Origin of the sequence: Streptomyces sp. VRA16 Mangrove soil, assembly GCF_017377775.1 — a bacterium.
Lineage (GTDB): Bacteria > Actinomycetota > Actinomycetes > Streptomycetales > Streptomycetaceae > Streptomyces.
Genome location: NZ_JAFVLN010000004.1, coordinates 1 through 13,339 on the forward strand (window position 1 = coordinate 1; position 13,339 = coordinate 13,339).

Here is a 13,339-nt window from a genome sequence, read left to right on the forward strand (position 1 = left end):
CACCCGCACCCAGCGCCCCTCCCCCACCCCGGTGCCCGTGCACTACCCGGCGTACCGCCCCACGGCGCACCGCGCGCCACCGCGCGGCGGGCCGTCCCTGGTCACTCTCACCCTGCTCATCACCGCGCCCGCGGTGCTCGCGGTCGCCGCACTGCGCCCCCGCTGATCCTTCGTGGAGGTAATCGATGTCGGAATGGCTTGTTCTCGCTCTCGCCATGGTCGCCGTGTGCGCCATCGTGCTCATCGTCCAGGTGCTGCAACAGCGCAGAATCGGCGACGACGACGATCCGACGGAGACCCCGGACGTGATCGAGTACATGACGATGATGATCGGCGTGGTGTACGCGATCGTCCTGGGTCTGGCCATCGCCGGTGTCTGGGAGGCCCGCAGCGCCGCCCAGGACCACGTCAGGAACGAGGCGCAGGCGCTGCACGAGATCCATGAGCGCGTCCGCGTCTACCCGGACGCCGTCCGCACCCGGATCCGGGCGGATGTCGACACCTATGTCAGCCACGTCGTGACCACCGAGTGGCATTCGATGCGGACCAAGGGCGAGCTGACGACCAAGGGGGACGAGCTCTTCGGGAAGATCCGCCGGGACGTCACCGACTACGAGCCGAAGAACGACTTCGAGGCGCAGGCCTATCAGCCGCTGCTCGACCAGGTCTCGGCCGCCGACGCGGCCCGGGGCGCCCGCGCCGACTCCACCGGCGCGACGATGCCCGGCGTCGTCTGGTTCGGTCTGATCGCCGGCGCCCTGGTCACCATCGGCATGATCTTCGCCCTGCAGATCCGCCGGACGCCCCGCGAGCTGGTCCTCGCCGGGCTCTTCTCCGCGCTGATCGCTTTCCTGCTCTTCCTGATCTGGGACTTCGACGCGCCCTACAGCCGTGGGATCGCGGCGACGGCCGAGCCGTTCCTGATGCTCTTCCCGGGAGCCGCCTGAGACCGCCAAAGGAAAGCCGACAGGCCGTCGTGTCCCCTGTCCGGCCCACAGCTGTGCCCCGTTCGCACGACACCGATCGCGCCCGTCAGGAGGTGTCCCTAGCGTTTCGGGCAGCGAGGTGCCTGTCCCTAGCCAGCGGAACCGGTCCGCAGCTGCTCCTCGTGGACCCGGAGGAACTCCAACATGATCGCGATACGCACCGCTTCCGCCGCCGCGCTCGGTCTCACTCTGCTCTCGCTCGCCGCCGCGCCGTCCGCGACGGCCGCGGTGGCCGGGGACTCGAACGACTCGTTCCAGGTGAGCGTCTCTCCCACGACGATCGCCGCGGGCGGCCAGGTGACGCTGTACGCGAGCGGCTGCAGCGGCGAGACCACGGTGTCGGCCGGCATCTTCGACTCGGTCACGATCGGCGGCGGCAGCGGCCAGCGGAGCGCCATGGTCGACTGGGACGCCAAGCAAGGCGCCATGTACACCGTGAAGTTCTCCTGCGCGGGCGGACCGTCCCGCAGCGTCGACCTGACCATCGCCTCGGGCAGAACCGATCCGACGCCCCCGCCGCCGGTGCCGCACGGTGTGAAGGCCGGTGTCGGCGGCAGTCTCGGCGGGTTCGACCTCCAGGAGATCGCCCTCGGCGGGGCGCTGATCGCGGGTGCGCTGGGCGGCGCGTACTACTTCTCGCGGCGCCGCACCGGCGAGAACGACGCCTGACCGACACCCGACCGGGCCGGTGCCCCGAAGACAGCGTCGTCTTCGGGGCACCGGCCCGTTCACGTGCGGCGCGGGCCCCGCGAAGGGGTCGGGGCCCGCCGTGCGCCGACCCGGACTAGGCCCGGTTCTCCGCGCGCCGGCGCATCCAGAACACGCCGCCGCCGATCAGCGCCGAGGCGACGAGCGCCCCGCCGATCGCCATGTCGGTGGGGGTGGCGCCGGTCTCGGTGGACCCGCCGAGACCACCGCGGACACCGCCGTGGATCACGGTGAAGGCGGCCGGTCTCGTCAGCGGCACGCCCTGGCAGTTGACGCTGACGTCGTGCGCGCCGACGGAGGCGTCGTCGTGGACGGTGGCCGTCCCGGTCGCCTGGCTGCCGCCCGGAACCGCGGTCAGGTTGACGGTGCCGAAGGCGTCGGACGACGCCGTGCTGCCCGACTGGCACTTCGTCCCGTCGACCGACACGGTCACCTGGCCGCCGCGCGGGATGACGCTCGGCGAGACGGAGAGGCTGGTCGGGTTGTCCCAGGCCGACGCTGCGGGGGCGGCGAGTCCGACGGCGGCGAACGCGGCGGCGGACACCGCGAGGGCACGGGTGGTACGCATGGAAATCCTCCGCGGAAGGCGTCCCCGGGGAACGGTCCCCGGGAATTTCGGCGAGAACGCCTCCCAGACGAACCCTCAGATGCCGTGCGCACACCCGCATTTCGGGAATCGGCCGTCCTGGTGAGCCGACACACCGGAAGAAGTCTGCGAGAGCGGATATCACCGCAGGTCACGGACCGTCAGAAAATTCCTGAGGGTGGCGACTCGGATGGCTCACCGGCATTCCGGACCGCCCTTTCGGAGCCACCCGTTCGCCCTTGCCCCGTCGCTGGGTGTGCGCGGCCGACTTAGCGTGCTGGTACGCGCAAACGGATTCGGTCTCGCCGCCGTTTCCAGAGGGGATGAGCGAATGTCCGACGCAATGCTGGAAGAGGAGGAGCAGCCGAGAAAACGCGCCCCGTGGGGCGTGATGGCGCTGGTCCTGCTCACCGGTCTCGCCCTGATCCGCAATGGTTCGGGGGAATTCGACATCGGTCCGCCACAGCCCGCCTCGGCCGCCGCCGCGGACAGTCGTACGCCGGTGTGGGCGACGTCGAAAGCGCCTGATCCGCTGCCGTTCTCGCTGGTGGACCGAGTGCGGATCCCGGCGATCCAGGTGGACGCGCCGGTGATGCCGGTCGGCCTCGACGCGGAGGGCTGGGTGGACGCCCCGCCGCCGCAGGACCCGAATCTGGCGGGCTGGTTCTCGGGCGCGGTGTCGCCCGGCGAGAAGGGCACGGCCGTCATCGTGGGGCACGTCGACAACATGCAGGGCCCCGCGGTCTTCTACGGCCTGGGGTCCCTGAAGAAGGGAAATCATGTCGAGGTGATGCGGAAGGACGGAAAGACGGCCGTATTCCGGATCTACGGGATCGATGTCTTCGAGAAGTCCAGTTTCCCCGGCAAGAAGGTCTACGGTTCCACCGGCGTCCCGGAGTTGCGGGTCATCACCTGCGGCGGCGGATTCTCGAAGCAGCACGGCTACGACGGAAATGTCGTGGTCTTCGCCCGCCTGGTGTCCGTGCGCTGAGCACGGCCCGGGGCGGGCGCCCTGCCGGGACGGGTCAGACGAGACGCCGGCGCGGAACCGTGATGCGGTAGCCGTCGTCGAGCAGCGCGGGCAGATATTCGCGCAGCGCGGCGACGCTCTGCGAGCGGTTGCCGCCGGCGTCGTGGTTGAGGACGATCACGCCGGGCGCCGCGCCGCCCAGCACCCGGGAGACGATGGTGCCGGTGCCCGGGGTGTTCCAGTCGAGGGTGTCGACGGTCCAGGCGAGCGGTTCCATGCCGAGGTCGGCGCCGAGCCGGAACGCGGCACGGTTCCACGCCCCGTAGGGCGCCCGGAACCAGGCGGGCGCCTCGCCGACCGTGTCCTGCACGACCTGCGAGGTGCGCTCGATCTCGGGCCGCATGCCCGCGCGCGTCATCCGGGTCAGCAGCGGGTGCGTCCAGGTGTGGTTGCCGATGATGTGCCCGTCGTCGGCCATCTCGCGCAGCAGGTCCTTGTTGTCCACGGCCATCTCGCCGCAGACGAAGAACATCGCCCGTACGTCGTGCCTGCGCAGGGTGCGCAGGATGTCGGGGGTGTAGCGGGGGTCGGGGCCGTCGTCGAAGGTGAGCACCATGGCGCGCTCCCCGCGCGCGAAGTCCCAGCTGAGGATGGGCCGGTGACGGGCCTTCAGGGGGACCGGGGCGGCGCGCTGCGCACCGTATCCGGCGATCGGACTGAGCCGGTACGCGGAGGGTTTCAGGGGCCTGGCCGCGGGCGGTCCACCGGCGGCGGGCGCGGCGCTCGGGTCCGCCGTCTCAGGGGTGCCCGGACTGTCGGTGGCGGCGCAGCCGGTGAGCGCGGCGAGGCCGACGGCGGTGAATCCGCGCAGCAACGACCGTCGTCCGGGCAGGGTCTGATGGTTGGTCATGGTTCATGCGTCACACGGCGCCGGCGCCGGCCCGCACACCACCACCGGATGGGACGCGCGAAAGCACCCGTTCAGCCGCGGTCCTGGGCCACCGGTGGGCCGCCCCGCCGCTGCTCCTACCAGCGCTTTCCGTTAGCCTCTGGCCGTGACCGAACAGCAGCCCCATCAGTTCGAGCGCGGCACGGACGGCCCGAAGGTGATCGTCGTCGGTGTCGACGGTTCCGACTCGTCGTTCCGGGCCGCGGCCTACGCGGGCGGCCTCGCCCGGCGTCAGCGCGCCCTGCTCGCCGTGGTCTACGTGCAGCCCGTGATGGCGGCCGGTGCCGCTCTCGGTGTGCCCGTGGCGGAGACGACCGACGAGATCGCGGAGAGCCTGGTCCAGTACATCCGTGAGGCCACCGAGCGGGTCAAGGACATATACGACGTGCGCTGGGAGTTCCACACCTTCCGCGGCGACCCCTACAACGGCCTGGTCACCGCCGCCGACGAACTCAAGGCGGACGCGGTGGTCGTGGGCGCGTCCGAGCAGGCCGGGCACCGGATCATCGGCTCGGTGGCCGTCCGTCTGGTGAAGGCGGGCCGCTGGCCGGTCACCGTCGTGCCCTGACACCCCTCCGGCGGCGCGAGGTGGCGTGCGGCTGCGAACGGTGCGCCCGCGCAGGCGTGTCGGGCCTCTTCCCGATACTCCGTTGACCCGCGTCCCGGCGCGCGAGAGTGTCTCCCCTGACCGGTGCGCACGGGACACATGGGGATGATGAGCAGTGAACGACTCGGACATGGTCCATGACCTGCAGGTCAAGGAGGGCCCGTCGGACTCGTCGCTGTGGACGGCGGACTTCCGGCTGTTCTTCGCCGCCCGCACCACCTCCTTGCTGGGCGACGCGATGCTGCCCGTCGCCATCACGGCCGCCGTGATCCGTGCGGGCTACGGGCCGAGCGGCGTGGGCTATGCGCTCGCCGCGCTCATCGCCCCGTTCGCGGCGCTGATCATCTTCGGCGGGGTGCTGTCCGACCGCTACGGCGCCCGGCGGCTGATGGTCGTCTCGGACACCGCCCGGCTGTGCTTCCAGACGGTGCTGGCACTGCTCTTCCTGCTGAGTACGCCGAAGCTGTGGCAGCTCCTGGTGCTGCTGGCCCTGGTCGGGGCGGGCAGCGCGGTCTTCCAGCCCGGAGTCGCCAGCATCACCCCGCGCATCGCCCGGGACGTGCTGAAAGCGAACGCCACCCTGCGCATCTCGGAGTCCATCACGACCGTGATCGGCCCGTCGCTCGCCGGTCTGCTGCTGGCGGTCGCCTCCCCCGCGGCGGTGATCGCTCTCGATGCCTTGACCTACGCGGTCAGCGGTATCTGCCTGTTCCTCCTGCGCTCGATCCCGATGGGACCGTTCGGGCGGGACGGGGTCTCGTCGTTCCGGGCCGATCTCGTCGAGGGGTGGCGGGAGTTCCGGGCCAGGACCTGGCTGTGGAGCGTCATCGTCGTCTACATGCTGTGGCAGCTGGCCGGGGCCGGTCCCGCCCAGACCCTCGGATACAGCAAGCTCGTCACGGACCACGGGGCGTCGACGTTCGGCCTTGTCATGTCGGCCCTCGGGGCGGGGAGCGTGCTGGGCGGCATCATCGCGATCCGGCTCCGCCCCCGGTACCCGCTCCGGGCCGGCGCCCTGGCCATGATCCTCTGGACGCTCATGCCGCTGAGCGTCGCTCTGGGTCTTCCCGCGCCGCTCATCGCGTGCTGCTACGCGGTGAGCGGGGTGGGCATGGCGTTCTGGATCGTCATGTTCCACACCAGCGTGCAGACGCACGTTCCGCAGGACGTGCTCGGCCGGGTGCACGCGTACGACGCGGCCGGCTCACTGGTGATGAAGCCGGTCGGGCAGGCGCTGGCCGGGCCGCTCGCGATCGTCCTGGGCACGGTACCGCTGTTGGGGGTGTCCGCGGGGATGGCGCTCGTCACCTGCGCCCTGTTGCTGGCGATTCCCGCCGTACGGGGTTTGCGGCGCGTGGAGGCCTGAGCCGCCCGATCGGATACGGTCCGGCTCGCCGCACAGGGCGCCCGCAGCCCGGTCACCCCTGGTCGACCAAAGCGGCAGGCCGGCCGGCCGCGCGCAGCAGGCGCACGGGGCCGGGTCAGCGCATGACGAGGCCGTCCTGGGCCGCGCCGCGGCTCAGGACGACGCGGCGGATCCGGTCGCGGACGGCCTCCAGGTCGGCGCCGTGGGCGATGGCCCGGTCGACGTCGACGACCCGGCCCGAGCCGAGGTCGAAGAACTGCGGCAGGAACTCGGCCTTCGTCACCCGCCACCGCTGCCCCGCGCGGGCGGGCGGGGCGAACGTGAAGCGGCCGATGCTGCTCATGTTGCCGCGGTCGTCCTGGTCGCCCTCGGGGTTGAACATCTCGCCCGCGATCTGGTCGCCCATGCCATAGACGATCCAGGTCCCGTTGACCTTCTCGTACGCCTGCGGGACGTGCGCGTGGGTGCCGAGGATCAGGTCGATGTCGGGTCGGCCCTTGGTGCGGGACGCCGTCAATCGGCGGCCCAGGAGCAACTGTTGGGCGTCGGGCTCGTCCTGCCACTCCGTGCCCCAGTGCAGCGAGACCACGACCACGTCGGCCCCCGCCCGGCGGGCGGCGCGGGCGTCCCTGACGATGCGCCGACGGTCGATCAGGTTGACCGCCCAGGGCCTGTCCCGCGGCAGCCGGTAGCCGTTCGTGCCGTAGGTGTAGGCGAGCTGGGCCACCTTCGCGCCGCCCGCGCGCAGCCACGCCGGGCTGCGGCCCTCCTTCGCGGTGCGCGCCGAGCCGGCGTGCTTCACGCCCGCGCGGTCGAGGGCGCCGAGGGTGCGGGCGATCCCGTCCGTGCCGTCGTCGAGGGTGTGGTTCGAGGCGGTCGAGCAGGAGTCGTAGCCGGTGGCCCGGAGCGCGGCGGCCACCTGGGGCGGGGACTTGAAGTCCGGGTAGCCGCTGTAGTCCCCCTGCGCGCCGTACACCGTCTCCATGTGGCAGATCGCGAGATCGGCCCGGGAGACGACCGTCCTGACGCCCGCGAGCATGGGCCGGAAGTCGTAGCCGTCGCCGTCCGCGTCCTCGTTGGCGCGGGCGATGATCGAGGTGTGCGGCAGGACGTCGCCGGACGCGACGAGCGTGAAGCCGCGCGGCGCCGCGCCCGCGCCGGACGCCGCGGAGGGCGACACGGGCGCCGCCGGGGCGCGCTCGGGCGGGCCGCCGGGTCCGGTGCAGGACACCGCCCCCAGGGCGACGAGAGCGGCCGCGAGAGCCGTGGCTCCCTGCCGGGTCCTGCGGCGCGGGCTTCGGGTCATCGGCGGGGCTCCCTTGGGTTAAGGCTCAGCGGCGGGGCGGCTGCCTCGGGTACGGCACGATCCGCGCATTATCGGGGTGATTTTCGCGATACGTATCCATGTGCGATGACAAGGGAGAGTCAAGTCCCCATACCGGGCGCGTCCCTGAGATGGCGTCACCTCGCTGCGCCGCTCGGCCCGTTCACCGCACCGCTCGTCGACGGCTTCGACCGTCCGCCGCACAACCGCGCGTGTCCCCTGGGCGGACGACGGGGCGTGCGTTGCCATACGCGCATGACGACGGCGCTCACACCACCCACCACCACGGAGGACGACCTCGCCCAGGTTCAGCGGGAGCACGGCGGGCCGCTCTTCTCGTTCCTGCTGCGGTTGTGCGACGGGGACCGGCAGCGGGCGGAGGACCTGGTCCAGGAGACGTACGTGCGGGCGTGGCAGCACCCGGAGGCGCTCGACGCGGAGTACGAGTCGGTGCGGCCGTGGCTGTTCACGGTCGGCCGCCGGCTCGCCATCGACGCCCGGCGGGCCCGGCTCGCCCGCCCGGCGGAGGTCGGTGACGCGGTTCTCGAGAACGCCCGTGTGTGCGCCGACCACGCCGAGCGGTCCGCCGCCGCGCTCGACGTGCGCGAAGCGGTGGCGACGCTCACCCCCGAACACCGGGCCGTGCTCCTGGAGGTCTACTTCAAGGGTGCGAGTGTGGCGGAGGCCGCACGAGCGCTCGGCATTCCCCCGGGTACCGTTAAGTCCCGTGCGTACTACGCGTTGCGGGCGTTGCGCAGAGCGTTGCCGGGATACACCTCTGACCTGCGCTGAAACCGGACACTGGGTCAAGCATTGGCAAAGCGCCTTGCTCGCGACGCCCTTTCCTCGGTTGAGTAATCCGCTGTCCTCCCCGGCGAGTTGGACGGGTGGGACCCGGGGGCCGGCGAAGCACGGACCGGAGGAAGGCAGGAAGGGATGTTGCACGGTAACGAGGGCGGCCTGTCAGGCGCCGCCGACGGTGAACTCGCCGTCCCCATGGCGTGGTTGTACGCCGAGTACATCGCGGACGAGCTGCTGCGGACCGGGGATCTGATGCCGCCCACGTCCTTCGAGTTCCGGGCGGGGCGCGACGCACTCGCCCTGACGATCTTCCTGTCCGACTCGGGTGACGAACTGTCCGGGATCCGGGTGGTGTCGCAGCTGGAGACCTGGTCGTCGTTGACCGCCTACGACCAGCCGTGGCAGTCGTGGGTGCGGGCCCGGCTCGCGGAGCGGGAGGCGCGGGCGCGCGGCGCGGGGCGGCGTTCGCCGGATCTGGAGCTCGCGACGGCGGCCTGGAGATGGCTGGAGGAGACCGAGCTGCTCGCTCCGGACCTCGACGCCGTGCCGGTGCCGGACGAGGAGGACGGGCCGCAGGTGTGGACGCCGGCCTGGCAACTCGGGCTTCCGCTCGGGCACTTGGCGATCCATCTGTTCTGATCGTCCGTACCGGCCCGCGCCCGCTCAGGGGGCGTAGACGCCGGCCCGGTACTTGGGGATACGGATCGTGATCCTGGTGCCGGCGCCCGGCCCCGTCTCGATGACCAGGCCGTACGCGTCCCCGAAGACCTGGCGCAGGCGTTCGTCCACGTTCGACAGGCCGATGCCGGTCGAGCGGTCGCCCTCGCCGCGCAGGATGGCGCGCAGCTTCTCCGGGTCCATGCCGACGCCGTCGTCCTCGATGACGACCTCCGCCTCGGCGCCCGCATCCGTCGCGCCGATGGAGATGCGACTGCGGGTGACGGTGCCCTCCAGGCCGTGTTTGACGGCGTTCTCGACGAGCGGTTGCAGGCACAGGAACGGAAGCGTGACCGGGAGGACCTCGGGGGCGATCTGCAGGGTGACGGTGAGGCGGTCGCCGAATCGGGCCCGCACCAGGGCCAAGTACTGGTCGATGGAGTGGAGTTCGTCGGCCAGGGTGGTGAACTCGCCGTGCTGGCGGAACGAGTATCGGGTGAAGTCGGCGAATTCCAGAAGGAGTTCGCGGGCGCGCTCGGGGTCGGTGCGGACGAACGACGCGATCGCCGCGAGGGAGTTGAAGATGAAGTGGGGTGAGATCTGGGCGCGCAGGGCCCGGATCTCGGCCTCGATGAGGCGGGTGCGGGAGCTGTCGAGTTCGGCCAGTTCGAGCTGGACCGAGACCCAGCGGGCGACTTCGTCGGTGGCGCGGGCCAGGACGGCGGACTCGCGGGGCGCGTAGGCGACGACGGCGCCGCGGACCCGGCCGTCGGCCACGACGGGGGCGGCGACCGCCCAGCGCAGCGGGCAGTCGACCGTGTCGCAGCCGCAGGCGAAGGCGACGGTGCGGGCGGTTTTCAGCAGGGGGTCGAGCTGGGCCATGACGTGATCGGTGTGCGGGTGTTCGGCCGTGCCGTCCCAGGCCAGGACCGTGGAGCGGTTGGTCAGGGCGAGGGCTTCGGTGCCGAGGAGGCTGCGCAGGCGGCGGGCCGATTTGCGGGCGGAGTCCTCGGTGAGGCCGGCGCGCAGCGCCGGGGCGGCGAGCGAGGCCGTGTGGAGGGTCTCGAAGGTGGCGCGCTCCACCGGGGTGCCCACGTCGCTGCGGCCCGTGGGGTGGGCCGTGCGGCGTCCCAGGAGGAATCCTGCGCCGAGGAGGAGGGGGCAGAGGGCGAGGAGGACGGCCGTGACGGTGCCGGTGGCTGTCACTCGTGGTCGCCTCTCGCCGTGGGGGGTGAGGGTGTCGTGCTGCGGGTACCGGTGGCCGGTGGTTGCTCGCGCCGTTCCCCGCGCCCCTGAGGCCCACGCGCCGTCGGGGTGCGCGTCGACTCGCGGGCATCCGCCGTGGTGGGTTGCTCACGCTGTCCCCCGCACCCCTCACGCCCACGCGCCATAGGGGTGCGCGTCGACTCGCGGCCATCCGTCGTGGTGGGTTGCTCGCGCCGTTCCCCGCGCCCCTCACGCCCACGCGCCATAGGGGTGCGCGTCGACTCGCGGCCATCCGTCGTGGTGGGTTGCTCGCGCCGTTCCCCGCGCCCCTCACGCCCACGCGCCATAGGGGCGCGTGTCGACTCGCGGGCATCCGCCGTGGTGGGTTGCTCGCGCCGTTGTCCGCGCCCCTTTGGGGTACTCGGCCGGGTCAGGGATTTGAGGGTTTCCGGGAGGTGGAGGCGGGTCATGGTTGCTGTGGTGTGCGGGGGAATCGCGTGCGGTGTGGCCAGGGAGACCAGGATCATCGCCAGGAAGCCGACCGGGACCGACCACACCGCCGGCCAGGCCAGCAGGGTGTGGAGCCAGCCGGAGGTCGCCGCGCCCGCGACCGTCAGGGTCACTGCCAGCAGGGCCGAGCCGCCGCCCAGGAAGAGGCCCGCGAGGGCGCCGGGCGGGGTGAGGCGGCGCCACCAGATGCCGAGGACCAGGAGCGGGCAGAAGGAGGAGGCCGACACCGCGAAGGCCATGCCCACCGCGTCCGCGACCGGGACGCCGTCGACGAGGAGGGCCCCGCCGAGGGCCACCGCCATGGCCACCACCACGCCCAGGCGGAAGTGGCGCACGCCGCGGGTCGGCAGCACGTCCTGGCTGACGACCCCGGCGACGGCCATCGTCAGGCCCGACGCCGTGGACAGGAACGCCGCGAACGCGCCGCCCGCCACCAGCGCGCCCAACAGGTCGCCCGCGACACCGCCCACGACCCGTCCGGGCAGCAGGAGCACGGTGGCGTCCGCGTCGTGGGCGCCGGTGAGTTCGGGGACGTAGAGGCGGCCGAGCCAGCCGTACAGGGGAGGGAGGAGGTAGAAGGTGCCGATCAGGGCCAGAACCACCACCGTCGTGCGGCGGGCCGCGCCGCCGTGCGGGCTCGTGTAGAAGCGGACGACGACGTGCGGCAGGCCCATGGTGCCGAGGAACGTCGCGACGATCAGTCCGTACGTGGCGTAGAGCGGGTGGTCGGCGCGGCTGGTGGCGAGGGGCTGACCGGAGCCCGCGCCGGCCGTCGGCAGGTCCGTCGCGAAGACGCTCGGCGGCGTGGCGCCCTGGCCGCGCCAGGCCAGGAGGAGGAAGAAGGCGGGGATCAGGAGCGCCGTCAGCTTCAGCCAGTACTGGAAGGCCTGCACGAAGGTGATGGAGCGCATGCCGCCCGCCGCGACCGCCACCACCACGACGGCCGCCACCAGCGCCGCGCCGAACCATCGGGGCGCCCCGGTGAGGATCTGCAACGTCAGCCCGGCGCCCTGGAGTTGGGGCACCAGATAGAGCCAGCCCGCGCCGACCACGAACATGCTGACCACGCGCCGCACCTGGCGCGACTCCAGGCGGCCCTCGGCGAAGTCCGGAAGCGTGTACGCGCCCGAGCGGCGCAGCGGGGCCGCGACGAAGACGAGCAGGACCAGATAGCCCGCCGTGTAGCCGACGGGGTACCAGAGCATGTCGGGGCCGTGCACGAGGAGCAGCCCGGCGACGCCGAGGAAGGACGCCGCCGACAGGTATTCGCCGCTGATCGCGGCCGCGTTGAGGCGGGGCCCCACGGTGCGCGAGGCCACGTAGAAGTCGGACGTGGTGCGGGAGATGCGCAGGCCGAAGCCGCCGATGAGGACGGTGGCGAGGACGACGACGGCCACCGCGGGGATCGCGTACGCCTCGTTCACGGCGCCCCTGCGCCGTCGGGGTCGTGCGGGTCGCGGCCGCGGACGAGGGCGGCGAAGTCGCGTTCGTTGCGCTCGGCCCTGCGCACGTACCACCAGGCGATGAGGACGAGGAACGGGTAGCAGCCGAAGCCGAGGACGAGCCATTCCACCGCGGCGTTGCGCAGGGCGCCGAAGAAGAGCGGCAGGATCGCGACGGGGGCGGCGAGGACGACGAACGCGGCGATCCCGGCGCGCAGTTGGCTGCGCATGAGGGAGCGGACGTACGCGGCGCCGAGCGTCGTCTGTTCGTCGATCTCCGACTGGGTGCGCAGGCCGGGCGGACCCGCGGCGCCGTGCACGGTGCGCGGCTCGCCGGTCACCACCTGTCGCCTGGGTTCGGACACGGGCGGAGTGTAGGCGGCTGCCACGGTCGTACGGAAGGGGCTGGTCAGCCGCCGCCCCGACGCATCAGCAGCTCGCGCACCCGGCCGGTGTGGCGGCGGCTGACGGGGATCCGGGCGCTGCCGACGCGCACGGTCATGCCGCCGCCGTCGAGGCGGAGTTCGTCGATGCGGTGCAGGGCGACGAGGTGACTGCGGTGGACGCGGACGAAGCCGAGGGCCTGCCAGCGCTCCTCCAGGGTGGCGAGCGGGATGCGGACGAGGTGGCTGGTGCCGTCGGTGGTGTGCAGCCGGGCGTAGTCGCCCTGCGCCTCGGCGTACGTGATGTCGGAGACCGCCAGCATCCGGGTGACGCCGCCGAGTTCGACGGGTATGCGGTCGGCGACGGTGGCCGGGGGCGGAGCGAGCGAGACGCGTTCGGCGACGCGCCGCACGGCCTCGGCGAGGCGTTCGCGGCGGACCGGCTTGAGGAGGTAGTCGACGGCCTTGAGCTCGAAGGCCTGCACGGCGAAGTCCTCGTGGGCGGTGACGAAGACGACCAGCGGCGGCCGGGCGAACCCGGCGAGCAGGCGTGCCACGTCCAGGCCGGTCAGGCCCGCCATCTGGATGTCGAGGAAGAGCACGTCGACCGCGCCGTCGCCGCCGGGGCCCTCCTCCAGGGCGCGGCCGATGCGGCGCAGCGCCTCGGTGGCGTCCGTCGCGCCCTCCGCGCTGCGCACGCGGGGGTCGGAGCGCAGGAGGTACAGGAGTTCGGCGAGGGCGGGTTCCTCGTCGTCGACGGCCAGTACGCGCAACATGCGGCGGAGTGTAATCGCGCGGTCGCTTGAATGAATCGGCTGCCCCGTGCGTACCGGTGGTCGAGAGC

Annotated in this window: 14 protein-coding genes; 7 read left to right on the top strand and 7 right to left on the bottom strand. The window is 72.3% G+C overall.

The features are described from left to right. The first annotated feature begins 185 nt into the window (after positions 1-185). Together J3486_RS12315 and J3486_RS12320 are read left to right on the top strand one after the other, a co-directional pair. Entirely contained in the window at positions 186-947 is a 762-nt protein-coding gene (locus J3486_RS12315) for a DUF4239 domain-containing protein (protein WP_207820305.1), read from the top strand. Positions 948-1,130: 183 nt separating this feature from the next. Further along, a complete protein-coding gene (locus tag J3486_RS12320; protein ID WP_207820306.1) occupies positions 1,131-1,655 on the top strand; it encodes a hypothetical protein in 525 nt (174 codons plus the stop codon). A gap of 115 nt (positions 1,656-1,770) precedes the next feature. Here J3486_RS12320 and J3486_RS12325 read toward each other — a convergent pair whose 3' ends face one another. After that, entirely contained in the window at positions 1,771-2,262 is a 492-nt protein-coding gene (locus tag J3486_RS12325) for a hypothetical protein (RefSeq protein WP_207820307.1), read from the bottom strand. A gap of 349 nt (positions 2,263-2,611) precedes the next feature. Here J3486_RS12325 and J3486_RS12330 point away from each other — a divergent pair, with 349 nt between their 5' ends. After that, complete coding sequence (locus J3486_RS12330; RefSeq protein WP_207820308.1) at positions 2,612-3,271, top strand: class F sortase; 660 nt, start codon at positions 2,612-2,614, stop codon at positions 3,269-3,271. Positions 3,272-3,305: 34 nt separating this feature from the next. On the opposite strand, the gene J3486_RS12335 is transcribed toward J3486_RS12330, so the two are convergent. Further along, complete coding sequence (locus J3486_RS12335; protein WP_207820309.1) at positions 3,306-4,160, bottom strand: polysaccharide deacetylase family protein; 855 nt, start codon at positions 4,158-4,160, stop codon at positions 3,306-3,308. A 145-nt stretch (positions 4,161-4,305) separates the two neighbouring features. On the opposite strand from J3486_RS12335, the gene J3486_RS12340 reads away from it, so the two are divergent. Then, positions 4,306-4,767 carry a universal stress protein gene (locus J3486_RS12340; protein WP_207820310.1) on the top strand — a complete coding sequence of 154 codons (462 nt, stop codon included), beginning with the start codon at positions 4,306-4,308 and terminating at the stop codon, positions 4,765-4,767. 154 nt (positions 4,768-4,921) lie between these two features. Continuing rightward, positions 4,922-6,172 (top strand): MFS transporter, encoded by a 1,251-nt coding sequence (locus J3486_RS12345; protein WP_374194716.1) that lies wholly within the window; start codon positions 4,922-4,924, stop codon positions 6,170-6,172. A 115-nt stretch (positions 6,173-6,287) separates the two neighbouring features. Here J3486_RS12345 and J3486_RS12350 read toward each other — a convergent pair whose 3' ends face one another. Continuing rightward, positions 6,288-7,478: a CapA family protein gene (locus J3486_RS12350; RefSeq protein ID WP_207820311.1), complete on the bottom strand. Its 1,191-nt coding sequence runs from the start codon at positions 7,476-7,478 to the stop codon at positions 6,288-6,290. A 273-nt stretch (positions 7,479-7,751) separates the two neighbouring features. Here J3486_RS12350 and J3486_RS12355 point away from each other — a divergent pair, with 273 nt between their 5' ends. Then, positions 7,752-8,288 (top strand): sigma-70 family RNA polymerase sigma factor, encoded by a 537-nt coding sequence (locus J3486_RS12355; protein ID WP_207820312.1) that lies wholly within the window; start codon positions 7,752-7,754, stop codon positions 8,286-8,288. 144 nt (positions 8,289-8,432) lie between these two features. Continuing rightward, positions 8,433-8,936 carry a hypothetical protein gene (locus J3486_RS12360; protein WP_207820313.1) on the top strand — a complete coding sequence of 168 codons (504 nt, stop codon included), beginning with the start codon at positions 8,433-8,435 and terminating at the stop codon, positions 8,934-8,936. Positions 8,937-8,960: 24 nt separating this feature from the next. Here J3486_RS12360 and J3486_RS12365 read toward each other — a convergent pair whose 3' ends face one another. The 4 genes from J3486_RS12365 to J3486_RS12380 all read right to left on the bottom strand — a co-directional run bounded on the left by J3486_RS12365 (position 8,961) and on the right by J3486_RS12380 (position 13,271). Beyond that, positions 8,961-10,160 carry a sensor histidine kinase gene (locus J3486_RS12365; RefSeq protein ID WP_207820314.1) on the bottom strand — a complete coding sequence of 400 codons (1,200 nt, stop codon included), beginning with the start codon at positions 10,158-10,160 and terminating at the stop codon, positions 8,961-8,963. Next, positions 10,157-12,094 carry a cation acetate symporter gene (locus J3486_RS12370; protein ID WP_307804786.1) on the bottom strand — a complete coding sequence of 646 codons (1,938 nt, stop codon included), beginning with the start codon at positions 12,092-12,094 and terminating at the stop codon, positions 10,157-10,159. Before J3486_RS12370 ends, J3486_RS12365 begins: the two co-directional genes overlap by 4 nt. Continuing rightward, the gene (locus tag J3486_RS12375) at positions 12,091-12,453 is read right to left on the bottom strand and encodes a hypothetical protein (protein WP_207820767.1); all 363 of its coding nucleotides are present in this window, start codon (positions 12,451-12,453) and stop codon (positions 12,091-12,093) included. The genes J3486_RS12370 and J3486_RS12375 overlap by 4 nt, the downstream gene beginning before the upstream one ends. A gap of 68 nt (positions 12,454-12,521) precedes the next feature. Next, the gene (locus tag J3486_RS12380; RefSeq protein WP_207820315.1) at positions 12,522-13,271 is read right to left on the bottom strand and encodes a LytTR family DNA-binding domain-containing protein; all 750 of its coding nucleotides are present in this window, start codon (positions 13,269-13,271) and stop codon (positions 12,522-12,524) included. Positions 13,272-13,339: the final 68 nt, after the last annotated feature.

What these genes read in the sequence shown, in the direction of transcription:
- J3486_RS12315 (WP_207820305.1), top strand. Translation starts at nt 186, where the DNA reads ATGTCGGAATGGCTTGTTCTCGCTCTCGCCATGGTCGCCGTGTGCGCC.
- J3486_RS12320 (WP_207820306.1), top strand. Translation starts at nt 1,131, where the DNA reads ATGATCGCGATACGCACCGCTTCCGCCGCCGCGCTCGGTCTCACTCTG.
- J3486_RS12325 (WP_207820307.1), bottom strand. Translation starts at nt 2,262, where the DNA reads ATGCGTACCACCCGTGCCCTCGCGGTGTCCGCCGCCGCGTTCGCCGCC.
- J3486_RS12330 (WP_207820308.1), top strand. Translation starts at nt 2,612, where the DNA reads ATGTCCGACGCAATGCTGGAAGAGGAGGAGCAGCCGAGAAAACGCGCC.
- J3486_RS12335 (WP_207820309.1), bottom strand. Translation starts at nt 4,160, where the DNA reads ATGACCAACCATCAGACCCTGCCCGGACGACGGTCGTTGCTGCGCGGA.
- J3486_RS12350 (WP_207820311.1), bottom strand. Translation starts at nt 7,478, where the DNA reads ATGACCCGAAGCCCGCGCCGCAGGACCCGGCAGGGAGCCACGGCTCTC.
- J3486_RS12355 (WP_207820312.1), top strand. Translation starts at nt 7,752, where the DNA reads ATGACGACGGCGCTCACACCACCCACCACCACGGAGGACGACCTCGCC.
- J3486_RS12360 (WP_207820313.1), top strand. Translation starts at nt 8,433, where the DNA reads ATGTTGCACGGTAACGAGGGCGGCCTGTCAGGCGCCGCCGACGGTGAA.
- J3486_RS12380 (WP_207820315.1), bottom strand. Translation starts at nt 13,271, where the DNA reads ATGTTGCGCGTACTGGCCGTCGACGACGAGGAACCCGCCCTCGCCGAA.